We start from the raw sequence: 24,693 nt of genomic DNA, 5'->3' as shown, positions 1-24,693 counted from the left end.
TACAGTTCCCCCTTTAGATTACATCTGTACGTTAAACAGGTTACCGATCTTGTACACGACATCGTCGGTATCGGCATTGATGCTTGCGGCTTCGTTAATGCTGGAGATGCTCTCCAAAGCCTTGATGTCCGCGTTGTACCCAATCGTGTAGATTGGCACTTTGTACGTCTCGACCAGATCCCGGATATCCTTGAGGGTATGACCTTCGTTGGTCTCGCCATCACTTAGGACAAAGATCAGCGGCTTCACGTTTGGATCAGCAGCCATATAATCTTCCAGCATCTTCATCGCCACCACGATCCCGTCAAAGGTCGCCGTACCACCGCCAGCTTGCAGACTATCAACTGTTCCGACAAACATGGACTGCTGGTTCGTATCATACTTGGCAATCGGCAGATTCACGGTTACCCCGCTAGAATAAGAAACCAGGCCGATACTATTCTCAGTGCCCAGGTACTTCTGACCTTTGCGTAGGGACTCCTTCAGTCGGTTAAGCGGTTCGCCGTCCATGCTTCCGGATACGTCTGTCACGAACACGGCAGCAATAGGTTTACTGCCGTTTTTCTTCTCTTTCCATACTTTCTGTGCAGACAACAACGTGCCGCCATCCACAGTAGCCAGCTCGGATTTGTAATCCTGTAACCCGTTGAAACCGAACTCCTCCGCCGATTGTTGGTACTTTGCTTGGGTTACGAATTCCGCGAATTTCTGGATAATCTCCTTTTTGTTCTGCGGCAATTGTCCCAATGCATACAGCGGGCTATCATGTCTCACGCCAAATGGTGTAAAAACGTAACCACTCTTCAGGTCGGCGGTATTCACATACGTCTGGTATTCGAGTACAAAGGCATCCAGTCTGCCTGACTTGGCAGCTTCCCGCATCTGAATCGTTGTTGACGCTGTAAACGGTACATTCGTCTGGAACTTTTCGAACCCTTCAATAGCCTTCTCGCCAAGTGGGTTGGCGCTGTCATACGTATTCAGTGCGGTCACCAGGAAATTCAGTCCTGTGGAGCTGGCAAATGGATCGGTATATCCCATCGCGAGTTCATTGTTGGCAATCGCTTCGGTTACGGTTTTTACATTAACGGAGCCGTACGTATCAACCAGTGCATCGTATTTCGCTTTGGAGATGACAATACCCGGAACATTCCCGACCAATCGCTCGGATACCATCTCTGTCTTCACCCCACTGGCCTCAACCATCTCGCCCCATAGTTCATTGGAAGGTGTGAATGCATCCGGCATATACTTACCAGACTTGATATAATCGGTGGCCGTACCGGAGGCAATGTTGCGGATTTTGACCGATACTTGTTTCCCGCCAACGGTGATATTCGCTTTGTTGAACTCCTCGCCTACTTCGGTTAACCAGCCATCTACCCCGCTGCCCGACTTCTCTGGGGAAGAGAAGATTTCGACGTAATCATTTGTTGTATTCTCTACGGCAATTGCAAATTTGGAGATATCCGGCAGTGATTCTGCCACATCGACCGGGTCGAGATCAATCTGTCCTTTGACCGGTTCCGCCGTCGCTGGCGCAATGTCCGCGTACAGTTTTCCCAGTTCCTTACCTGCATTCTCTGTGCTCACCTGTGTAGTTGACTTGCCAAAGTTCGACGTCAGTGTAATCCCTGCATAGACCAGACCAAATACGAGTACCAGCATTACAATCGATATGAAAAAAAACTTTCCCTTCTTGGCCATACGAGCAACCCCTCACTGTCTGTATAATTTGGTGTGCTTGATTAACTGATCAATCTCCTGCATACAAGGCATCTGTTCAATATCTCCGGCTTCAAAGCTGTCGAGACGTGAAATCTCCAGTAACAACTGATCGAGCTTGAGCAAAATTTCCTCATTGGTGTGTAATGCATTTTTTACATAAGACAGATAATCGTTGTATACCTTGGTTTTTTCCTGAAAAAGCTTCTGGGGAATGCTTTCGGATTTGGATTTCATCATGTTGGCATAGTCAGCTTCATCAAATACATTCAACCGGTTCAGCACACTGCGGATGTTCAGGTACAACAACTTCTCCACTTCCAGTGTGACCGAAGCAAATTTCTTGTAGCTCAGTTCCCCGGGATCAAACCGTTGATGAAGCACGTTCAGGAGGGTTTCTTTTTTCTTTTTCATTCGACTAAGTTGGGACAGCCCCAGCGTAATATCTTCTTCGAGAACTTTAATGCGCCTATAAAAAGATAGTGCTTCCACATAATCTTCATGCGTTTCGATATGCTTCACGGGCAGGACTACCGGTTGTCTGAACAGCAAGGTGTAACTCCCATACAAGAGTGCCATTGCACTGCCGAACAGAAGGGTGACGGATAGCGCAGTTGTGAATGCACCCTCCTCGAAATTCAGCCCGATAAAGCCGGGTGAGAATGCGAGAACATTCACAACCACAATACCGAGGATTAATCCCAACAATTTTATGTACTTGATCATGTTCAATCATCCGACCTCCTTTCATGTTATATATTGGTGCTTCATGTCGTAATTTTCCTATTCAACTTATTCTTATTGTACATGATGTTAACGCTCTCAGGTGGATATGATTGGATATTTGAATACTCATAATATACGTGGTTTGGGCTTATCCCATTTCATATTTTCAGGGACAACGTGGAACTTGGCAGGAAATTTTGTGGTCAATCCATAAAAAGTGAGTTTTACGAGACAGCAGATTGTGGAGAAGAAATGTTATCAGGTAATACGTGGAAAATAGCTACGCGTGTCATTTTTTATATAAGACTTGTCTGAAAAAGGAGCAATCCAAAAAGGACGAATCGGAGATCATCCGCTTTCGTCCCTTTTACGTTGGTTCATTATTTTTCGTGTTCTTATTGATAATTTTGCTGCCCCAGTGATCCGGTGAGCCGATGCCCAACGATACAAAAAGGTGCATCTTCTACGCTGCGCAGTAATTTCCACAATAATGTATTCTACGGCTAACGAACTGAGGTGACGCTATTTGGTGTATTTCAGCTCATCTGAAAATGTAACGAACCTGAGACACGTTATGTTCGCGTATTAGGTGTAAAAACGTTGTTTATCGCCTATTTCGAATGAAATAGCATCGCTGAGATTCGTTACATTTTCCACCACATCAATATTGCCCATATAAAACGTGTACGGTTCGTTAGAATAAAAAAATGGCCGCCTTATTGCTTCGTCTGTAGCAGACAGATTGACGCTTCGCACTACCTGAACTTGAACAGCGAATCCAACGGAATTACCAGTTCGGGATATATAACTGATTGAATCGTTTCCTGCTCTGTATACAGATGACGGGTCTGGTAACTGCCTTCCTCCAGCGTGTACACATGGACGGTTTGATTGCCGGGGTCAACAATCCAGTATTCGTTCACACCATATTTCTGATACAAGTTAAATTTTTCGTTAAAATCCTTTAACGCAGTCGAAGGTGATAACACCTCAATAATTAAAGAAGGCGCACCGTGACAGCCACTTTTGGATATCTGGTCTTTGGAGCACACTACCGATAAATCAGGCTGTACAACTTGATCTGGTAGGTCATATTGTTCATTTTCGCTAAAATACACATCAAAAGGGGCAACAAACACAAAACATTTCCGATTCTGAAAAAAAGTCCGTAAAGAGAAGTGCAGCTCACCCACAATAAACTGGTGCAATGAAGTGGGTGCTGGGGACATATTAAAAGCTTTGCCGTTAATTAATTCCCATGCCCCCTCCCAAGTTAACCAATCCTGAAAGTTATAAGTACCTTTACTATCGGGTTTTGCCACACTTCCAACCTCCTCTTCCAACTAACCGTAATTTATTTTCATTATAACATTGTGTTTGCGCCTTTTCACACCGTGCCTCTTATTATGAAAAGATGGATTCCCGTTTACTTCGCGTGGTGCGCACCTCTACAACTTTCCCGGCACAGCCATTGTCTCCCTTCGCCTGGAACATTACTGTAACGCTGTTTTTGCCTGATGTTACGGCCTCAGGAATATCGTAGGTCACATAGAACACGTCGCCAATTTTATTCATGTGAATTCTCTGCTCGCCAATGAGTGTTCCATCCACGGTAATAGCGAATTGTCTGTCATATAACTTACCTTCCCGTTTAAACGCGGAATGATCTCCGCCCCAATAGGCCACACATAGATAATTGGTTGCTTTACGATCCACCGCCAGTTGGTAACTGAAGTAAGCTCCACTGACGCCAAAAGCCTCTCGCCACATATGCAACTTCTTACGGCCATCCGTGGTAGAACCATTATGATGCTCCCCACGGCAATTGCTATCTAGTTGATGTCCAATCTCATCCTGCTGACCATCCGCTTGAACCCTGTCGATCGTGATATCGTTCAACTCTTTCTCCAGCGCATCCCCTTCATCGTTAAACGGCCAGTACACGGTATAAAATTCGTGATGCACATCATAGAACGGAATGAGCTTCACGGCTTCGCCTGTGGAAGTAACATCTTTGCTAAGTTCAAATGTTAACGTGTCTGCATCCACAACCTTGATCCACTCTCGTACATCATCCTGCTCCGTCCAGATCACAGGCACAGGTGCAGTCTTGGGATTTAGAGCTGTTTCATCCACAATCGTATCCTCCGGAAGACCCTCGTTTCCTAGTGCACCAGCGAGTACTATCGGGCCGTACAGGAATGCCACTTTGTGGGAATCATCCCGGGCAGTGTACTGGCGGAGTGACATCGGCAGTGTGATGGTGATGACATCGCCCGTTGTCCATGTGCGGTCGATGGAAAGATAGCCGGGTTCCATCCGTGTATACGGATGTTCCGTATCCCTGTTAACTGTTGCCGTCATTGGCTCTTGCAGCCATGAGGGTACGCGTAGTCTTAGATGGGCCGAGGCGCTGCCTCCGGTGATCGTCAGGGTCACCTTTTCCGAATAAGGAAAGTCGGTTTCGAGCTTCAGGGATATTCCCTGAGACGTCCAATCCAGCTGGGAAGCGATATACAGGTTGACGTACAGGTCCTGTTCATCTTCAAAATAGATCGCCTCGGCATATTTGCCCGGGTTCTCCATGCCTGATCCTGTACAGCACCACCAAGCGGTATCGTGAGTACCATAGATTTTGTAGTGGCCTTGCAGCGTTGATGCAAAATACGTTTTGTTCCCCGTATCCGGGTCCTGCGTGCCAAGGATGTGATTATAGATGGCGTTTTCATAATAGTCCATGTAGGCACTATCGTGATTCCAGGCGAAGAGTTGCTTGGTAAGGTGCAACATGTTGTGAGTACAGCAGCTCTCTCCTGTTTTGATGCCAAGACTCTCCATGCCCTTTGCTTCGTAATGCTCCGAAATGCTCGTCGCACCAAATACGTAAGAACGATGATGCACCGTGGTATTCCAGAAAAACTCTGCCGCTGTCCGATAACTCTCATGGGTATGGTCCTGGTTATAGATTTCGGCTGCACCGATCACTTTGGGAATCTGCGTATTGGCGTGTCTGCCTTGAAGATCGTCCTGCTTGTGCTCCAAGGGTCTCAGGATCAATTGATGGGTAAACTTGTTAGCGATCTCAAGATATAAGGCTTTGCCGGTAATCCCATACAAATGTGCAAATACTTCATTCATGCCCCCGTGTTCACTTTGAAGCATCGTCTGCATCTGTTCTTCTGTCATCGGGAGCAAACCTTCAACCGCCCAGTCTGCAAATCGAGTAACGACATCAAGTGCCTGTCCGTTGCCAGTGAGTTTATAGGCATCAATCAGGCCGCGATAGATTTTGTGCACACTGTACCAGGGAACCCAGTATTCACCGATATTGAATCCACCGATATTCTCTGCTCGAAAAGCCATGTGGAAAGGTTCTTCGGACAAACCACCGATATACCCACTCCCCGTGGTCTGCTGGATTCTCGCCAGCTCGGTGACAGCATAATCCAGTCTTTCTTTTAACGTGATATTCCCGGTTGCCTGATACGTCACAGCCAGGGCAGACAGATAATGTCCGAGGGAATGTCCGCTGATGGTACGTGCCTCCCAACCCGCGTAACGCTCTTTTCGGGCAGGTAAACCATGAGCTTCGAAGCATGGAGCCAGGAATCGATCAATATCCAGCGATAACAGGTACCGCTCCCCCACCTCTTGTGATGTTTGGAACACACCATTTAACAGATCTACATGTTCCGGTCCCAGAAATCCTTTTTTCGTATCAATCATGACACTCACTCCTTCTCGGGATGTAATATATAAGTTGAACTAAAGATTATTTACACTGACACTACGATGACAGAATAACCTTCCAATCGCTGTTACCCCCAGATTTTTTGATTCCCTTTTCCGAAGGGGAAAATCCGGGGATAAAGGCGAACGCTCCGCTTTTTCAGGTTTTTTCTGTCCTCTCCGTTATCATGTAAATGATTAGTTCAACTTATATAGATATAGATATCCATTCATTCTTGAGGGGTAAAATCCGTTTTATTAGCTACAAGACTAATACTCATCAATCCACTGTAGAGCTTGAATATCCCCATAGTATCAAATAAAATACAATTACATCAGACTCATAATCCAAGAAAAGGTGGATAAATCCGTCCTATGCAAAAGCCACTGGAACATTACCTGTGCGGCAAGTTCATATCCGACGGCAACTGGAGCCACATGAGACGCAGCATGCCCGTTCACGAGATCATTTTGATGCTGGAAGGTGAGATGTACATCGCGGAAGAAGAGGAACAATATGTAGTTCGTGCCAACGATCTGTTGTTTCTGCGCGCCGGTCGCACCCATTACGGCTACCAGATCAGCGACACACCCGTCAGTTTCTACTGGGTTCACTATGATGCCGTGCAGGCAGAATTCAGCCTCTTTAGGACACATGCCACCATTCAGGTACCTTCCATGGCCAATCAGTTATTCAAGCAATTGCTGCATGTGTCATCCTTTTCAACGGAGGAAGCCAATGCTGCTTTGTTATTGTTGTTCAAAGAGCTGGAACGCAATATAGAGGCCGATTATCGCCCGCACAATGCGATTGTGGACCATATCTGCAAGTGGGTGGATATTCATCTGCATACAAACATCACAGTGAGTCAGATTGCAGAAAATTTTAATTTTAACAAAGACTATATTTCCAAAATGGTGAAACGTGAGAAAGGTACTGGACTCAAAACCTATATCCTCACAGAACGTATTCGCCGGGCGAAACAGCTGCTGCTGAACACCAATGCCAGTGTAAAAGAAATTGCCGGACAATGCGGCTTCTCCGACTACAAGCTGTTCCTGCGCATGTTCAAGCAATACGAAGGCAATACGCCAACCGAATATCGCAATCATCTGTATTCCACACAGCTCAATCGCTGATGCACTTTGATCTATAGAAATGACTGAGTTAACTATAGAAAATTTGAATGAATCGGATTGAATCCGTTATGGTAAAATGCAAGAAAACTACATTCCATACTTAACCCATAAGAGAAGGGGAATTATAAGATGACAACGGCTGCCGTTACGATTCACCCTGCCACAGAAACGGACCATCCAGAGATTGTAGATATCCTTGTTGCAAGTTACGCCGAGTATCGGGAGACTTTTGAACAAAATGAACGATGGGAGGCCTACCTCAAAGATATTAGAGAGTCTGTGGTTAATCCGTACCTGACACAATTATGGATCGCCAAGATTGATGATCAGATTGTCGGTACAGTCCAATTATTCGAAACAGCACGCAAGGCTTATCCAAACTTTGAATTGCCGATCGATTATCCGTTTATTCGGCTGTTGGGTGTTGATCCAAAATGGAGAGGTCATGGGATCGCCAGAGAATTGCTCCAGCAATGCGTAGAATCTGCCAAGGACATGGGCAAAAATACGGTGTATTTATATACGGGCGGTCAGATGGTCAATGCCATCCGTTTATATGAGCGTTTTGGATTTACAGAGGATGAGGAATTCAGCTCCGAGAGTAGCGAGGGCAAGGCGATCTGTTACCGTTATGATTCCTAGTGTTGGGTAACAGCAACACGCGGTCAGCAGCGGAGAATGAATCGTAAAACAGACCAATCATCTTCATGACGGTCTGTTTTACGTTTATAAATGATCAATCAACATTTGAAATGATACATCGCTATTGATTTTTTAGCCGCCAATCTCTACCAAAATCTTCGCATGGCTCTTGTCGCTCATCAGCAGCTCAAGTCCTTCCTGTACGATGTCATCCAGTTTGATTTTCTTGGTGATGACCTGTTTCACATCGAGCGCCCCTTCAGCAATCAATGAAATCACTTCAGGAAAAATGTGGCGATATGCCAGCGTTGCCGTTAGATTCGCTTCTTTGATCAGAAGATCGAAGAAGTTCACTTGAAGCGGATTGGGTATCGCAGCGATGACAACAACTTCTCCACCTTTTTTGACAACCGCAATGGCGCTATCCATCGTTGGTTGCACACCCGCTGCTTCATAAGCCACATCAATGCCGCCCGATTGCTGCAAGATCACCTCTGTTGCATTAACTTTGGCACTGTTCACCGGAATCGCTCCCAGCTTGCCTGCCAGGTCGAGACGTTCCTCAAAAACATCGACTGCATAGATTTCAGAGGCTCCTGCTGCTTTGGCTGACAGAATCGTCAATAATCCAATTGGACCGGCTCCGTATACAGCTACCTTGTTTCCCACTTTCAGCTTGCTATGACGAACCGCGTGAAAGGCTACTGCCGTGGGCTCAACGAGCGCGCCTTCTTCGAAAGTTACGTTATCCGGTATGGGGTGAACCATGTATGCTTCAACAACAACGTACTCCGCAAAACCACCATCACCATTCAGTCCAACGAATCCAAATTGAGTACATTGGTTGTAACGACCCTGGATACAGTACTCACATTTTCCACAATGGTACAACGGCTCTACCACGACTCGATCCCCTACACTGATACCGCTTACATTATTCCCCAATTGACTCACGGTTCCTGCAAATTCATGACCCAATGTCAGCGGTGCTTTCTGTCCTGAGAGCGGATGATTCTCGCCTTCTTGAATCCCCACACCATGATGATAGGCATGCAAGTCACTGCCGCAGATCCCCGCGTATTCCACTTTGATTTTGACCTGACCCGCTTGAGCAACCGGAACCTCCCGTTCTTCTACACGAACGTCTTTATGGCCGTACCATACTGCTGCTTTCATGAAGCTCATCCCCTTTATATGATTGTCTATATAAGTTGAACTAGATATGTTACACCTGATCACGCTGATTGCAGTACCATCTTTCGATCACTCTTATCCCCAGATTTTCTTCATTCCCTTGATGCAAGGGAAAAATCCGGTGATAAAGGCGCACGCTCTGCTTCTTCAGATTGGTTCTGCACTCTGCGTTTCTGGTGTAAAAGTTAAGGTTCTACTTATATCGTAAAGAACTATAACGCTTGTCTATATATTATATCGCTGTTCATGTATTATTCATATTTATAGATAATAATGTTAACATTAGTTGTATTAATGCTAAACGGAGATGAAATCATGAATCTGGAACAGCTCGAATATGTCGTTGAAATTGCGAAAACGCAATCATTCTCCGCCGCCTCGGAGCATCTACATGTCACACAATCGGCGATCAGCCAGTCGGTTCATCGTCTGGAGAAAGAATTGGGTATCATCCTGTTCGAACGCTCGCGGCAGGGAACTCATCCCACTCCCGAAGGCAAACAATTCATTGCCAAGGCACTGGACATTTTGCAGCGAATTGATGAATTAAAATCCCTGAACGCAGAAGCCTCCTCACTTAGCGGAGAGCTTCATGTGGCTACTTTTCCAAGTGTCATGCCCTATCTTGTCCAGTCTGCTGCGGATATGAAGCGTGAGCACCCGCAACTTAACATCTCCATTGAAGAGAAAGGGTCCATGGAAATTATCGAGGATATTCGCAATAACAAAACCCATCTGGGCTTTATCGCGATCTATGCCAAACAATTGCGGGAATTCGATGGACTTCACTTCAGTCCCATGTACTCGGGCAAGCTGGTAGTTGGTACTCATCACCTGTCTGAACTTGCCAAGCACAGCCGCGTTACACCGGATCAATTAAAAGAACACAAGCTGGCACTGTATCGAGATGGTTTCATCGAAGACTTCATAAAGGAATTCACCTATGATCATGGATCTCTGTCCATTCTGTTTAAAACAAATAATTCAGAAGCCATCAACATGGTGTTAAGAAACGATATTGCCGCCACGATTGGTCACGACTTTTCCTTTCACCAGAATCCATTATGGAAAGAAGGTCTGGTGAAGATGGTAGAGATCGCTGGAATCGATCAACCCAAAATGCAAATTGGCTTCGTGCAGACGGAGTCCAAGGAGTCCGCCGTAGCTGCAGAACGATTCGCCCAACGCTTCAGACAGGCGATAGAGCTGGATCAATTAAAAATTTAAATCTAAAAAAGTGCTCCACCCTTTGAAGGAAGTTTGGGATGAACACCAACTTCTCCAAGAGCGGAACACTTTTCTGACTATCTCTTGCGTTACTATTACTACACCTTACTCAAACTATACTTTAACTTTACGTACGGCTTCACTCATCTCGTTCGTCTGCTGCTCCAGCATGGTGGAGGTCTGCGCCACCCTGTTGAACATAGCCGACTGTTCACGCATCAAGCGATAGATTTCATCCGAATGATCCGACACCCCGGCTGATATCTGCGAGATCGTATTGACGGAGGCTGCAGCCTCTTCCGATCCTGCCGAGATTTCCTCTGCTGCAGCGGAGACTTCCTGAATGCGGCTGGTCACCAGTTGGAACGCATCAACTACATGAGCGAAAGCTTGCTCCGCTTCTGCGGTAATCGTAACACCTTGTCCAATCTCGGTTGCAGTAACCCCCATCTGTGAGCCAATTTGCTGTGATTCTTGTTGAATACGAAGCAGCAAGTCGGAGATCCGTTCCATGGATGTGCTTGAGGCCTCAGCAAGCTTCCGAACTTCATCCGCCACAACCGCAAAACCTTTGCCGTGTTCTCCTGCATGTGCTGCCTCTATGGATGCATTAAGCGCAAGCAGCTTCGTCTGACTCGCAAAATCACGAACCGTATGCAGCGCACCACCAATTTCCTGGGAGTAGTTGTTCAGCACCTGGACCATCGCTACAACTTCACTTGAGACATTTGAGATGCTCTCCATCTGTGTTTTCATCATTGTCATGCTCTGTTTACCGGACTCCGCCGTAGAAAGCGCACTTGTTGCTGCATCCGATACAATCATCGAGGATTCGGAAATATCCGTTATGCCTTTTGCAATCTCTTCCATCGCATTCGCGCTATCGCTTGCACCCTGCTTCTGCGTATGTGCACCCTGCCTAATCTGTTCGACAGATTGATCAACCGTCTTGCCCATCTCAAGCATCTCTTCGGTACTGCGATTAAATTCCTTCGTTGATTCTGATAAAATACCTGTGGTTACTGCTACGCCTTCAACCATGTTACTCACAATCTTATTCAAGTTCCCGGACATATGTATCATCGCTTGATATGTGGTTCCAATCTCATCTTGGCTGCGCAAACGATACGACGTCAAAATTTGATTCGCGTCTGCAAGCTCACCCTGTGCCATTTTTTCCACACTCGCCTTCAGCGGTTGAAGTGGTCGCAGTCCTCTTACGATAAACCACGTGACAACAGCAATGCCTATAAGTGTAATTAGTAGCAATAAGGCATAGAAGGGAATACTCGATTTCATAATATCCGATTCAATGCTTCCGATTACCGATACCGCCGTATCGATACCAATTACACCTGTTACAGCGCCATTACTATCCAGCATGGGAGCGTATGAGGAAATATAGTCACCATACTCCTCATTGTTAATGATCGAAGAACTGGCTGTTTGCCCCTGTAACAGCTTCTGCACAGCCTCCTGAGGGACATCCGTAACTTCATTAATCGGTGAGGCTTTATCTACATCCTTCATGCCATCCACCATAATAAGTGGCGTACCTTTGTCATCTATTTTGACGAAATACACATACATTGCACCAATGCTTACGCGAAAGTCATCCAGTTCATCACGAATCTTCAAGAATTCGTCATTCTCCTTGGGGTCCTTGGCAAACTCGGCATAAGATGCTGTATCCAGCTGATTCACATAACTCTGAGCAATCTGGATGTTGTAACTCGAAATGGCCTCCTGCGCAGCTAGTTTCATATTGGCCACCTGTAACAACATGCTACCAATGGCTATAATCGTAATGACCAGTGTAACTACTGCAACAATGCGCACAACCAAACGTTTTCTAAAAAAACCAATCATCCGCTCCTCTTCCTCTCCCGTGAACCCAAGCCTTTTTGACTAGGCGCTACCCAAAAAACGCATGCTTGAAGCACTATGTATGGGAAAATAGTAAACGAATATGTCGAATTAGGCAAGAAAATATTGGGTTTACATAAAAACGCTATCATGGCCGTGGTAGCTTTGTTCATTGGATCAGTATTAGGAGTTTTGTGTATACACTACTGAGTTAATAGGGATCTCGGATTGGCTTATTGATTTACCAACACATATACCAATACTTTTTTTATTCATTAACGAACTTGAGATTTGTATTGAAACCACTTCTATTGAAAATTCTTTATTGTCAGGTGTTCGTACAAAAATATAATTATTGATTCGCTTTTTAATTTGATCATGGCTCAGATTATCAAGATCAGGATTGATTCCCACTAAAATAGTGCCATGTTCTGACGATTCAAAAATATCTCCAACATTCATTAATTTATACATAATTACAATCCCTTCTCCTTCTATCTATGTTGAATATAAAGTTCGTTTTTTACATCCTTTACACGGAGATCTGCATTTTTCAATCTCGTAATCGCATCTCTGAGTAGTGTCATTCTCTCTACAGAAGTTAACTCTGGGGCAAATCTCGCCGCTCTTATACTGGCTTGTGCTTCGTCCAACGCAAAATTTCGCGCATACGTTGCATCATCAAGATTATATAGTTCAAAAGCTTTTCCGCTTTTAAACGCTTCATAATGTCCAATAATCTCATGAGCTATAGTACCATCCCACTGTCTTTAGATTTCGAATAAATGTTGTTTCAAGATGTTATTCATCTGAAAAACCTGATTCTGAGCTGTTGTAAATTGTTTCGAGACAGATATCAACTGTTCAGGCAAATATAACAAAAACAGAACTTCCCATTCCGAAATAAGATCGTTCCCTTAGTGCAAACAAAAAAACACCCCGCCGCAAGCGCCGAGATGTCATGTTGTTCTACATTTGCATACTACCCAACCAATTACTAAACTGTTCGTCCATTCGTCTTCCTGAATCGAATCAGGGACCAGATAATCAGCAACGCGAGCACGGCAAGACAGATGCTAATGCTGAACCGATTACCTTCATCGAATACAAACATCACCGCAATCACACTAAGACATAATACAACGACTCCGGTTATGTAAGGGAATCCCCAAACTTTGAAGGTCGGTTGAACCGGATATCTCTTCCGCAATTTCAACTGTGATGAAGCAATACAGATCCACACAAGGATTACAACAAACCCCGGAACTGCGAGCAATACGCGGAACAGTTGATCCTGCGCGAACAGGCCTAGCAAGGAACCTCCGAGCAAAACTACTGAACACACCAGAAGTGTGTTAACAGGGCTACCGTTGCGATTCGTCTGTGACAATGCCTTCGGAGCTTCCCCGCCCACTGCCATGGAGTGCATCATCCGGGATGCACCATAGATCCCTGAATTCGCAGCAGACAGAACGGCAGTCACCAAAATAAAGTTCATTATGTGTGCTGCTCCCGGCAGTCCCGTGGATGCAAGCACCTGTACAAATGGACTGCTCTCCGGCCCGATCTCATTCCATGGGATAAGACCACAGATGATGAGAATCGGCAAGGTGAAGAACAGAATAATTCTGAGCATGAAATTGCCCACGATTTTGGGCATCACTTTTTCTGCATTTTCCGTCTCGGTCAGGGTCAGACCAATCAGCTCCGATCCTCCATAAGAGAACATGACCACAAGCAGTGCCGAGAAGATCGAAGACCATCCGTTCGGGAAGAAGCCGCCTGCTTGCGTATAATTTTGCAGATAAGGGGTGTTGTCACTTGGGATAATTCCAAAGATCAATCCTGCACCCAGGAAGATAAAAATAATGATCATGGCAATTTTGATCCCGGCCAGCCAAAACTCAAATTCCCCGAACACACCTACACTTAACAGATTAACCAGTATAATGAACGCCGCACAAGCCAGACTCAGCATCCACAGCGGTACTTCACTGAACCAATACTGCAAAAAACTCCCGGCGGCAATCACCTCAATGACACACACCGATAACCATAGAAAGCAGTACATCCATCCCATAACAAAAGATACTCTGCTACCAAATGCCTCCTGCACGAAGTCTTTCATATTTTTGTTCTTGTACACCGTAGCCATCTCCGCCATCGCGGCCATAACAACCAGCAGCAATAATCCGGCAAAAATGTATGTGACAATAACGCCCGGACCCGCGAGTCCAATCGTCTCTGCACTGCCTTTGAAAATTCCCGTTCCAATGACACCACCCATAGCCATAAAACTGATGTGTCTTGGTTTAAGCTTTTTTTGTAGTGTTCCTTCTGTCTGAGCCAATTCAAGTCCTCCTGATGTAAAAAACGTCTGTAATGCTGTCATATTTCATAGACATAATGTCCAGTATACCCTATTGTCCATCAATCAGCCCAGAAGTTCCTTATGGCCAATTCATCCCAAACATATATGGACATAACCTATGTTTTATACCCCACAATCGCATGAAGCAATCTATGTACAATCCAGCTGAGCAAACTGTACACTGCCCCATAGATGAACCAAGCGCCTACGTTACTTCCCCATGTTGAAAGATCACTCGCAATATACAACAAAGGCAGCATAAAAGAAATAATCAGCGCTACCCAGAGTCTAAACCATTTGGCAAAATAACTGCATACTCCAAGCACCACAGCAATGATGGGACATAACACCAAGACAGCAAACAGCGGATTCATATGATCGAACCACCAGTAAATCATGCACGACTCCCTCCACATTCTTCGTCACAAGGCCATGTTGTTTTAATGCGTATTATTGAGTTTATTCTACTCTTTTTCCAACTTTTAAAATGTACAATATGTTGCAAAATTAAAAAACCAGCGTCCTGTAAAAAACAGAATACTGGTTTCTCATGTAAATCCATTTAAATTGTTCTCGTCATAAACGTGCTGTTCGGGTCCAATACATAATCCGCGAATGGTTCGCAATATTCAAATCCGAAATCTTCATACAACTTCCGTGCCGGGATAAATGAATCCATTGAACCCGTCTCCAGACTGATTCGCTTATAACCACGGTCTATGGCAACCTCCATAATATGAGCCAAAATTTTTCTCGCTACGCCTTTTCTCAGATGAGCCGAAGCGGTACGCATTGACTTCAACTCTGCATGCTCTGAATCAAGTTCTTTGATAGCCCCGCAGCCGAGCAAGTCGTCCCCTTCCCAAGCACACCAGAAAGTAATTTCGGGCTCCTTGAGTCCATCCAGATTCAACGCATGAATACTCTCTGGAGGCGAATCTGCTGCCATCCCTTGCAGGTGCTCTGCAATTAAAGCCTTAACTTGGACTCCACTCAAATCATCCACTTTGATCTCCATAACGTACCACTCCCGCCGACATTTTTATTGGTTTTATCACTGAATGTATATCAATCATTTTATCTTACTACCGTGTTAGGTTTTATGACAAGAGGTTACTTATATCCACTGAAATACGCTATTGTGATCCACCTGTAATTTCCAGTATGATGAGGCTATCATATGCCAAAGGGGCGAGGTCTATTGCGCAATATACATAGAGTTAAACGTGGAACTAAGGTGAAGCAAGCTTAACTTAATTTAAAGGAGACCCCTATGACACTCACTACGGATAACCTGTTTTATAGCAAACGATTAAAGATGACGCCACCACGAACTGAAGACGTGCAGACCATGCTGCAATGGAACGAAGACCCGGAGTACCTTCGGAATGTGGATACTGATCTGGCCATTCCCTATTCGGAGAAACAGTTGGAGGATGAGGGCGAAACGAAGAACAAGGAAGTTTACTTCAGACTTCGCACGCATGAAGAGGATACGCTGATTGGTTTTGTCGTCATTCATGGCATTGAATGGAACAACCGCTGCGGACAGCTTGCCATTGGCATCGGACTTGCCAAACATCGCAACAAGGGATATGGCACGGAAGCGTTGAATCTTATTTTACGATATGCGTTCCATGAGATGAATCTGGACCGGGTTGGCCTCGATGTCATCGCCTACAATGCCAAAGCAATCCGTTCCTATGAGAAGGTTGGTTTTCAGTTGGAAGGTCGGGCACGCTCCGCTGTATATCGTGATGGTAAGCGTTACGACCGCTTGATGATGGGAATCCTAAGACCAGAATGGGAAACACACAATCAGATCCATACGGAGGGTAAACAAGTATGACCAAGAATGCAGAAGTTACTGCGTTTATTGAACAGATTCAGATCCCCTGGCAAATACAAGTCGCTGAACAATTGCGCCAGTTGGTGCATGATACCATCCCTGACGTACAAGAACGCGTGCAATACAAGAAACCTCATTTTTTGAAAAACGGAAAGTACGCTGCGGTCATCTCGCCTTCCAAACAAGCCATGTCTTTCACCATCTTTCATGCAACTGGACTCGATCTCCCCGATGGGATATTTGAAGGCCCGGAAGAACGAAAAACGATCAAACTCAAGGAAAAAGATACACCGGACTATGAATGGTTGGCTGGTTTGTTGAAGCAGGCATCTGCGGAATTGTAGACGGATGTAGTGAAGAGACGACGTTCATACGAAGCAGTAGTAATTTAGGTGGTAATGTGTGGAACGTATGGTGTGGGCCGTAATGTGCGGGTAGTGTGTATGGGGTGGGTTTGGGTTTGGGGCAAGCGCTAACGAATCGGACACACCTTATGTCGCAGTTTTACAAGCATATGAAATTCTAACGAATCTCAGCAGTCTTATGACAGAAAAAAACTTGGATTTTCTTCGAAAAACCCTGACAATTGGAGAAATAACGTGGCTACGATTCGTTAGAATTCTACAGTGCTGCATATTCGCCAAATAAGACGTGCCAGGTTCGTTGCTATGAACGTTTTTGTCAAGCCCAGCACAAAATGCTGCTTTTCGCCGAAGCCCTAAGCGCGGGAGTCCATATGCGAGCGACGGTTGGCACGCTGCTATCCGTGGGTTGGTTACCACATGGTATGCCTTCGTCAAGGAGAGCTGTTACAAGCTAGCCACGCACGTTCAGCCCATTAAAAGCCTAGTGCAAACGAACCTCGTACATTCTCTCCTGAACCTTCCATGAACTCCCGGGCTTAGGGCTCCGGGGTTTTCCCCTTTTTCCGTTTAAACCATCCGTCTCTTCAAGATGAATAACAGATTACTGAGCGTTCGGTAGCTCCAACGTTCGGGCGATCGCCCAAATGAACCCGGTCAGTTCCCTGGCCACCGCGGTGACCGCGACATTTTTGTGTTTGTTTAATCCATAAACTAAACGGCGGAATTTTCGGTGCAGCCGTTCCTGGGCTTTCCATGAAATGAGCTGTATGTCCGCAGGCAGACCTTCCAAACGGCGGGCCAAGTCCCCTTTAATCGCAGGCCGATGGCGGTAACTCCATGCCGATTCAATCAAGGTGCGACGCAATCGTCCATTTCCCGCTTTGGTGAGCGAGCCTCGTTGGGTACGGACTCCAGACGAATGCTCACGCGGAACTAGGCCTAAGTAAGCCATGAGCTGAGCAGGAGAACGGAACCGGGCAAAGGAACCGATCTCCGCAGCAAGCGTGATGGCCGTGAGAAATCCAATGCCACGCAGAGACTGTAAAATCTGAATCAAATCGGCTTTGGAACTGGTCGCTGCCTCTTCAATCAAGGCTTTTTCCAGTCGACCGATGCGTTGCTCGATCTCGTCCATGGCATGAAGGTACTCTGTAAACGCAATCTGCATAGGCGCATTCGGGAAGGTCAGTTGTCCAAGCCATACGCGATATTTTTTCGTCCAGCGACGTTTGAGTTGTTCAGGCGGATGGATCTGGTGACGCAATAAAAATTTGAGCACGCGTTGACGAGCCCGGTGAGCATCTTCTTTTGCCGATTCGCGTGCCCGAACCAATTCACGAAGCGCCTCATCTTCACGTGCTGGAACGTAAATCGGCGTAAGCTCGCCTGCACGGAACAGACGTGCCAGTTGCTCGGCATCCCGTCGATCGGTTTTCACGTGATCGCCGGAGCGTTTGGGGATGAGTGAAGGGGCAATGACGACACAATGGGCCCCCATGGATTCGATCCAGCGGTAGGTTTCGTATCCTGTAGGACCGGCCTCATAACAAAACGAGAGGGAGCTTGCCGGACCCAACTCTTTGATGAGTTTGCGTAAGGCAGCAGGCGCATGAGCAATGGTACCGTAATACCGCGGCTTGTCTTTACCCTCGTCAGCAATAGCGACAGAAATTTTTTCTTTGGATACATCTAAACCAATGAATTTTGTGGTAGACTTCATAGGGATAGCTCTCCTTTGCTGTGTAGCTCTGAAATGGTGGTTCTTACTGTCCATTTTAACCTACGATGTGCAGCAATATGGAGGGCTATTTTTGCGGTTACGTTCATCATAGCTAGATAGTGTGAGTACGACAAGCTTCTTCTGCATGTAGAAAAAACAACCCATTCTCACTCTGGCGGCTAAATAAATAGCATAAACGACTGGCTGTAGCAAAGATATCTCACATCCATCCTGCGCAGGGCAAAGGGGCATCCCATGAAGTTCCAAGAACTTCGGGATGCCCCTTGGTTATAGTCTGTCTACTACTGTCATTCCAACCTTAAAAGCGGTGTAATATCATAATAAGATGACTGCTTATAATTGCTTATAATGTTTTATACTAGCTTCCACCATCAAGATTGCTGGTACGATACGGCGGTCATCTGACATGGCTCACATATGAACATGTAATACATACCCTCACCATATTTCTCAACCTCGCCCCAGTCCAGTTGTGCGACAGCCTTCATTCTCGTGGAACAGCGTGGACATGTTGGGTACTCCGCATCTTGAACCCATCCCGGATGGCCGCCGACCTGAGATAACGATGGCTCCATCGCCCACTCACTGGCATGGAATGCATGACGTGATGCATTCGCAATCCCAAACTGCTGGCCAACATCCGGTGCAAGTTTACCATAGTCGTCCAGGTCAATCTCGTCCATTCCCGCAGGCATGACATTATGTGAACTCCATAACGGTTCCCCTCCCGCGTCCATCTCCATGTAAACCACACCGTAACTGCTGCATATCACGCAAGTCCGTATCTGAAGTTGCTGAGCATGCCAAGAAACGTCATTCAATGCTGGATGCTTAACATCCAGACTAATTAAGGTGGTTAACGCATTGCCACACCATGGACAGCAATTGGTGCTAGGGTTCAGCATCGATAGTGAACTTCCGCTTAACTCCACGTTAGGTCCTTCATTCTCTTTTTCTTTATAGAGTGAATAACTTGGGGTGATGAATAATTCCCTGCGCTGCCCGTCTTTTGTAAGCTCCCAACCAGCTTCAGTGGTGTAATGCTCAGGTGCCACGTATAACTCGTTCGCCCAAGATGGAGGAGATTGTCTCCACTGCCGGAACTGCTGCACGACAACATCATCTCCGATATGGGCCAGCATGAGCAATATGTGGTTCCGATTCTCATCATCGGTATTCACCTGCTGCAAGAGATGATCACGAACCTCACCCGAGGCACTTTTATACAAAATGGCAGGATAATAGATCTCCTGTTCCAGCAGCTCAGGAATTTCGACAGTCAACGATATATCATGGTAGCAGACCAGATATACCAGAATGTCTTTGCCCGTATCTTCATCACCTGTACGAATCCGTTGCATCGCGTAATCCTTCATCTGATCTTGTTGCTCTACAGACAAAGATAGATATACCTGTTCCTCGGATTGTTCATAGGGCGTATAACGAATTAGTGGATCGCGAACCTGAGGTTTGTGCATGATTTTCAAAATTTCGACCGGGTCTGTGATACCTGCATACAAGTTCACGTCACGTCGATTCGCTTCAATGTATCTCTGACGCTCCTCGCGTTCCATCTCCTGCTTGCAAGGCATGCAATAACCACCCGTTTTCAACGCTGTTGCTGGTAAAATGGTATTTGCACACTCTTCTCGTATACACGGAATTCGTTCTGTCATGCTCCAACCTCCTTCATCTATTGGCAATGGAAAACACGCCACAATGTGACGTGCTTGTTCCTTACTCCATATTTAAATGCCTGCCGATCTTATATTAGAAAACACACATCAGTGATGTCCCAACTGGTCCTTGGTGAATTCATAAAAGGCGAGTGCATCTTCACTGCTGGCAAAACCTGCCTGAGCCATCTTTTCACTACCGCCACCTTTGCCTTGGTAGGCTCCAAGATTGCCTTTAAAGAAAGGTCCACAGGCCCATTCGGGCGGCTGTCCGTTCTGTGCCAGAACAACTTTGGCCTCTGAGATGCTGGCAAAGAGTACAAGACCCTCGTGGTCTGCCGTCAGCTTGGTAGCAAGACTCTGCATATCCTTGAGCGATTTGTCTTCAAAGACCTGAGCAATGACCAGCCCCTGCCGAGCGGCGAGAAGTTCCTCCGCATAATAGGCATCGTTGGTTGTTTTCACTGCATTCAGCTCGGTTTGCAGCTGTTTTTGCTCCAGTTCCATTTTCTCAATACGCTCCAATAATTCGTCCTTACTTGTCTTTAATTTAACCATGATGCTATTGAGCACGTTTTGTGTAGTTGTGAATTCATTCAGCGCCCTTGTCCCACATTTGAAATAAATGCGGGTGCCGCCCTTCACTTTTTCAGTTTTCAACAGTTTGATGATGCCGATCTCACCCGTCGCCGACACATGCGTTCCGCCGCAGGCGTTATACTCCACACCCTCGATCTCGACGATGCGAATGTCCTCCGTTACCGTAGGCTGCTTCACCAGTGGCAATTGTGCGGCCTCTTCTGCTGTAACCCAAGACGTGTTGATACGAGCGTTACGATAGATCTGGCGATTCACTTCTTGTTCAATGGCGGTTAATTGATTCGCTCACAGTTCAGCCGCAGCCACATCAATCGTGTCATACTCCGTACCAAGATGGAAACTGAGGGTCATCGCTTCAGTCAGCTTTAGAGTGATTGCCGATAACAAATGCTGACCCGTATGCTGCTGCATATGATCGAATCTGCGCTCCCAGTCAATCTCACAATGTACCTTAGTCTCTTCAGGGGCGCGTTCCAGCTTATGCCATACGTCACCATCTTCAATGTTCACATCCAGAACAGCGATGCCACCAATATGTCCCAGATCACAAGGCTGTCCGCCCCCATGCGGGTAAAAAGCAGTCTCCGCCAATGTGACATATACGCCGTCTTCCTTGTCCACTCTGCCTGTAATCGTTGTATGCCACTCTCTTGTGTAAGCAGAGTCATAATAGATTTTTTGCGTCATTGAATCATCCCGATCCCTTCTCGTTCAAATGAGTTTTCATAATCTCAAGATTACACTATCTGGAACCTTCAAGCCAATTTATGGCATAGAGTATCCCCTTTTCATATCCAAAAGACTACTCTGTGAGCGAAAATAGCTATTAATCGAGAAAGGAACGTTTGCAAGAAGATGCTTCTAGTAAAGACTTATCGTTCTATGATGTTTTTAAGATAAACATTCAAACTGTCTTGTTCGACTTTAATAAAAAAAAGCAGAGTGAATAATCACTCTACTTTCTGAAAACCATTTTAACAAACAACTTTTCATTAAACTCTTGTAGCTAATAGATCGCTATCGGTCCATACGGACCATCGATAATTTCAATTTTCGTTTCAAAAATATCTGTTAAAATTGCGGGGTCCATCACTTCTTCTACGGTTCCAAAAGCGGCGATTTGACCATCTTTCATGGCACATATTCGATCCGAATATTTGGCGGCAAAATTGATATCATGCATAACCGTCAGAATGGTTCTTCCGAATTCATTAGCGGCATATCTCAAATGCTCCATCATCCGAACAGAACACGCAACATCCAGATTGTTCAAAGGCTCGTCCAAAAGTACATATTCCGTCTCCTGACACAAAACCATTGCGACATAAGCTCTTTGCCTTTGACCACCAGAAAGCTCATCTAAGTATCTATTTTCCAGATCAGTTAAGTCTAGAAAATCAATATATTTAGAAATAATAGCTTCATCCTCATCCGTTAATCTTCCCTTAGAATAAGGAAACCGTCCGAATCCAGCAAGTTGTCTAACGGTAAGCCTTGTGACAAAATGATTCTCTTGTCGTAAAACCGTTACAATCTTGGCCAGGTCCCTTGATTTGGAAGTGGAAACATCCATATTGGCAACCTTGATCTGACCTTCGTCCAAATCCAAAAGTCTCCCGATCATCAGAAGTGTCGTAGATTTCCCCGCACCGTTGGGTCCAATTAAAGAAGTAAGACCGGCTTTGGGTATATGAATATTCAAAGGGCCAATCTCTACCTCGGCTGCATAGGTTTTTTTGACATTATTGATCTGTATCATAAAGAACCCTTCCTTAAAATCACAATTAAAAATGTTAGTCCGCCAACCAATTCTATAATAATGGAGACAACACCTTGGGCATTGAAAACATGATTCATAATAAAGTATGCACCGGTTAAGATCACAAACCCTATCGCAAGAGCCATTGGGAAAACATATCTGTGATCATAGGTTTGCGCGGCCTGATAACTCAAAATCGCAACTAAAAATCCATAAAATGTAAGTGGTCCAACCAAAGCCGTCGAAATGGCCATCAATATGGAAACCAGAACCAGCGTATAAATAACACTACTTTGATGTTTAGTTCCCAAGGAAGTCGAGACATCCTTACCCAGCGACAGTACATTTAGCCTCTTGGCATTAGCGAGCAGCAGGATTGCTGCAATGATGACGATAGGAATCGCAATCGGGAAATAGGCAGAATCCGCATTATTCACGGAAGCAAACATTCTTGCCTGCAAAATATCAAACTCAGACGGTGCAAGAAGTCTTCTCATAAATGAAGATACGGATCTCAGCCCGGTCCCAATGATAATACCGACCAGAAGCAGAAGTTGTAAATTGCCGTACTTTCCGGAAAGCAGCCATCCATAAAGGATTAAACACATGATGACCATTGCAGCAACTTGATATAAAAAGGAATCAACACCGCTAAAATTCACAAATACCGTAGCACCAAGGAAAAATATAGTACTCGTATGAATGGTTGAATAAATAGCATCAAAACCTAAAAGGGACGGAGTTATAATTCTGTTATTCGTAATCGATTGAAAAGCAACCGTGGATAAACTTTGGCAAATTGCAGCGATCAGCATTGAAACCAGAGCAACTACCCTTCTTGTAACAACAGGTATGAAAGAAGGAGACGACACCGGGACGGGATTGTTATAAACCAGTAGTCCAACCGATGCAAAAACGCCCAGAACAATTAATGTTATCAGCAAAATCCAATAGCGCTTTTCTTCTTTCTTGGTACGGAAGGCTCTAGCTGATCTTTTTTTAGGACGACGGCTAGAATCGATTTCGATATTCAGTGGATTTCTACTTGCTAAGTCGCTCATCTTACCCTCCTTGTTGACCGCCTTTGTCTTAACAAAATGACAATGAATACGACGGCTCCCACTGTTCCAAGGATCATCGAGACAGGTATTTCAAAAGGCATGATGATGACACGAGACAGGATATCACAAACAATGATACTGCCCATCCCTAATAAGCACACCCATGGCAAATTGCTCCTGAGATCGTCCCCCCTAAACATGGAAACGATATTGGGGACAATTAACCCCAGAAAAGGCAAGTTCCCAATGACCGCTGCAACGATTCCAACGGCCAGTGAGATAAGCGCAGTACCCAAAAGAATGATCCTGTCATAATTTACGCCAAGACTGGTAGCGACATCTTCCCCTAGTCCGGCTAAAGTCAAACGATCAGCAAAAACAAAAATAAGAATAGTCACCAATACGATGAGCCATAAATATTCATACCTGCCAATTTGAACAGATGAAAAGGAGCCTGCAAACCAGCTTTCGATATTTTGAGTCATTTGGAACACAAGCCCAACGAAAGTTGAAAATGCAGAAATGACAGCTCCAAGCATCATCCCAATAATCGGGACAACTAAAGACGAACGGAGTTTAACTTTCTTTAGAAACATAAAAAAAATCATCGTTCCTATAAAAGAAAAAATGATTGCACCAGTCATTCTTAGCGTTAAGCTCGGAGCAGGAAAGACCAGATAAATAAACATGATCCCCAGACCTGACCATTCCATTGTTCCTGTTGTCGTAGGTTCCACCAAGCGATTCTGTGTAATAAGCTGCATGACCAGTCCTGCCATTGCCATGGCGGCACCGGTAAGCATTAATGCAACAGTTCTTGGGACACGAGTAATGAAGAACATCTCCATTCCATCCGCTTGTCCTCGTATGTCATAGACTCCAATAAGCAGTGATGTAATGCCTAAAATAATAGTGGCTAGAATCGCAATGATAAAAGGTATAGTCCATAGCTTTTTCGGATTATGACGTTGGGGTTGAGAATTCTCAACCCCAGCTAATTTTGATATTAAATTTTTCTGCAC

At 45.3% G+C, this 24,693-nt stretch carries 20 protein-coding genes and 1 pseudogene; 5 read left to right on the top strand and 16 right to left on the bottom strand.

What is annotated here, in order from left to right:
• Positions 1-18: 18 nt before the first annotated feature.
• The 4 genes from BS614_RS08575 to BS614_RS08560 form a co-directional block, all read right to left on the bottom strand.
• Positions 19-1,707, bottom strand: coding sequence for a vWA domain-containing protein (locus BS614_RS08575; protein WP_074093661.1), 1,689 nt, complete (start codon positions 1,705-1,707; stop codon positions 19-21).
• A 12-nt stretch (positions 1,708-1,719) separates the two neighbouring features.
• Positions 1,720-2,451 (bottom strand): hypothetical protein, encoded by a 732-nt coding sequence (locus tag BS614_RS08570; RefSeq protein WP_167544442.1) that lies wholly within the window; start codon positions 2,449-2,451, stop codon positions 1,720-1,722.
• A 755-nt stretch (positions 2,452-3,206) separates the two neighbouring features.
• Positions 3,207-3,773, bottom strand: a complete 567-nt coding sequence (locus BS614_RS08565; RefSeq protein WP_074093659.1) for a Uma2 family endonuclease — start codon at positions 3,771-3,773, stop codon at positions 3,207-3,209.
• 82 nt (positions 3,774-3,855) lie between these two features.
• Entirely contained in the window at positions 3,856-6,177 is a 2,322-nt protein-coding gene (locus BS614_RS08560; protein WP_074093658.1) for a beta-L-arabinofuranosidase domain-containing protein, read from the bottom strand.
• 378 nt (positions 6,178-6,555) lie between these two features.
• On the opposite strand from BS614_RS08560, the gene BS614_RS08555 reads away from it, so the two are divergent.
• The gene (locus BS614_RS08555; protein WP_157116049.1) at positions 6,556-7,320 is read left to right on the top strand and encodes a helix-turn-helix transcriptional regulator; all 765 of its coding nucleotides are present in this window, start codon (positions 6,556-6,558) and stop codon (positions 7,318-7,320) included.
• 129 nt (positions 7,321-7,449) lie between these two features.
• Positions 7,450-7,962 carry a GNAT family N-acetyltransferase gene (locus BS614_RS08550; protein WP_074093657.1) on the top strand — a complete coding sequence of 171 codons (513 nt, stop codon included), beginning with the start codon at positions 7,450-7,452 and terminating at the stop codon, positions 7,960-7,962.
• Between the two features lie 132 nt (positions 7,963-8,094).
• On the opposite strand, the gene BS614_RS08545 is transcribed toward BS614_RS08550, so the two are convergent.
• On the bottom strand, positions 8,095-9,138 hold the full coding sequence (locus tag BS614_RS08545; protein ID WP_074093656.1) for a 2,3-butanediol dehydrogenase: 1,044 nt from the start codon (positions 9,136-9,138) through the stop codon (positions 8,095-8,097).
• A 333-nt stretch (positions 9,139-9,471) separates the two neighbouring features.
• On the opposite strand from BS614_RS08545, the gene BS614_RS08540 reads away from it, so the two are divergent.
• Positions 9,472-10,383, top strand: a complete 912-nt coding sequence (locus tag BS614_RS08540; protein WP_074093655.1) for a LysR family transcriptional regulator — start codon at positions 9,472-9,474, stop codon at positions 10,381-10,383.
• A 114-nt stretch (positions 10,384-10,497) separates the two neighbouring features.
• Here BS614_RS08540 and BS614_RS08535 read toward each other — a convergent pair whose 3' ends face one another.
• The 5 genes from BS614_RS08535 to BS614_RS08515 all read right to left on the bottom strand — a co-directional run bounded on the left by BS614_RS08535 (position 10,498) and on the right by BS614_RS08515 (position 15,638).
• The gene (locus BS614_RS08535; protein WP_074093654.1) at positions 10,498-12,252 is read right to left on the bottom strand and encodes a methyl-accepting chemotaxis protein; all 1,755 of its coding nucleotides are present in this window, start codon (positions 12,250-12,252) and stop codon (positions 10,498-10,500) included.
• A 180-nt stretch (positions 12,253-12,432) separates the two neighbouring features.
• Positions 12,433-12,723: a hypothetical protein gene (locus BS614_RS08530; protein ID WP_047841737.1), complete on the bottom strand. Its 291-nt coding sequence runs from the start codon at positions 12,721-12,723 to the stop codon at positions 12,433-12,435.
• A gap of 523 nt (positions 12,724-13,246) precedes the next feature.
• On the bottom strand, positions 13,247-14,641 hold the full coding sequence (locus tag BS614_RS08525; RefSeq protein WP_074093653.1) for an amino acid permease: 1,395 nt from the start codon (positions 14,639-14,641) through the stop codon (positions 13,247-13,249).
• Positions 14,642-14,736: 95 nt separating this feature from the next.
• Positions 14,737-15,018, bottom strand: a complete 282-nt coding sequence (locus BS614_RS08520) for a hypothetical protein (RefSeq protein ID WP_074093652.1) — start codon at positions 15,016-15,018, stop codon at positions 14,737-14,739.
• A gap of 164 nt (positions 15,019-15,182) precedes the next feature.
• Positions 15,183-15,638 (bottom strand): GNAT family N-acetyltransferase, encoded by a 456-nt coding sequence (locus BS614_RS08515; RefSeq protein ID WP_074093651.1) that lies wholly within the window; start codon positions 15,636-15,638, stop codon positions 15,183-15,185.
• Between the two features lie 255 nt (positions 15,639-15,893).
• Between BS614_RS08515 and BS614_RS08510 the strand changes: the two genes are divergently transcribed.
• Complete coding sequence (locus tag BS614_RS08510) at positions 15,894-16,469, top strand: GNAT family N-acetyltransferase (RefSeq protein WP_210436966.1); 576 nt, start codon at positions 15,894-15,896, stop codon at positions 16,467-16,469.
• Complete coding sequence (locus tag BS614_RS08505; protein WP_074093650.1) at positions 16,466-16,813, top strand: DUF1801 domain-containing protein; 348 nt, start codon at positions 16,466-16,468, stop codon at positions 16,811-16,813. Before BS614_RS08510 ends, BS614_RS08505 begins: the two co-directional genes overlap by 4 nt.
• Before the next feature lie 622 nt (positions 16,814-17,435).
• On the opposite strand, the gene BS614_RS08500 is transcribed toward BS614_RS08505, so the two are convergent.
• The 6 genes and pseudogenes from BS614_RS08500 to BS614_RS08475 all read right to left on the bottom strand — a co-directional run bounded on the left by BS614_RS08500 (position 17,436) and on the right by BS614_RS08475 (position 24,693).
• On the bottom strand, positions 17,436-18,554 hold the full coding sequence (locus tag BS614_RS08500; protein ID WP_074093649.1) for an IS110 family RNA-guided transposase: 1,119 nt from the start codon (positions 18,552-18,554) through the stop codon (positions 17,436-17,438).
• A 392-nt stretch (positions 18,555-18,946) separates the two neighbouring features.
• Entirely contained in the window at positions 18,947-20,251 is a 1,305-nt protein-coding gene (locus tag BS614_RS08495; RefSeq protein WP_074093648.1) for a DUF1963 domain-containing protein, read from the bottom strand.
• 108 nt (positions 20,252-20,359) lie between these two features.
• Positions 20,360-21,538, bottom strand: a pseudogene (locus BS614_RS08490) (alanyl-tRNA editing protein).
• Positions 21,539-21,857: 319 nt separating this feature from the next.
• Positions 21,858-22,610 carry an iron ABC transporter ATP-binding protein gene (locus tag BS614_RS08485; RefSeq protein WP_074093647.1) on the bottom strand — a complete coding sequence of 251 codons (753 nt, stop codon included), beginning with the start codon at positions 22,608-22,610 and terminating at the stop codon, positions 21,858-21,860.
• Complete coding sequence (locus BS614_RS08480; RefSeq protein ID WP_062837495.1) at positions 22,607-23,671, bottom strand: iron chelate uptake ABC transporter family permease subunit; 1,065 nt, start codon at positions 23,669-23,671, stop codon at positions 22,607-22,609. The genes BS614_RS08485 and BS614_RS08480 overlap by 4 nt, the downstream gene beginning before the upstream one ends.
• Positions 23,668-24,693, bottom strand: a complete 1,026-nt coding sequence (locus tag BS614_RS08475; RefSeq protein WP_074093646.1) for an ABC transporter permease — start codon at positions 24,691-24,693, stop codon at positions 23,668-23,670. The genes BS614_RS08480 and BS614_RS08475 overlap by 4 nt, the downstream gene beginning before the upstream one ends.

It is taken from the genome of Paenibacillus xylanexedens, assembly GCF_001908275.1.
Lineage (GTDB): Bacteria > Bacillota > Bacilli > Paenibacillales > Paenibacillaceae > Paenibacillus > Paenibacillus xylanexedens_A.
The sequence above is the reverse complement of the archived record's forward strand: the minus strand, read 5'-3'. Positions and strand labels throughout refer to the sequence as shown.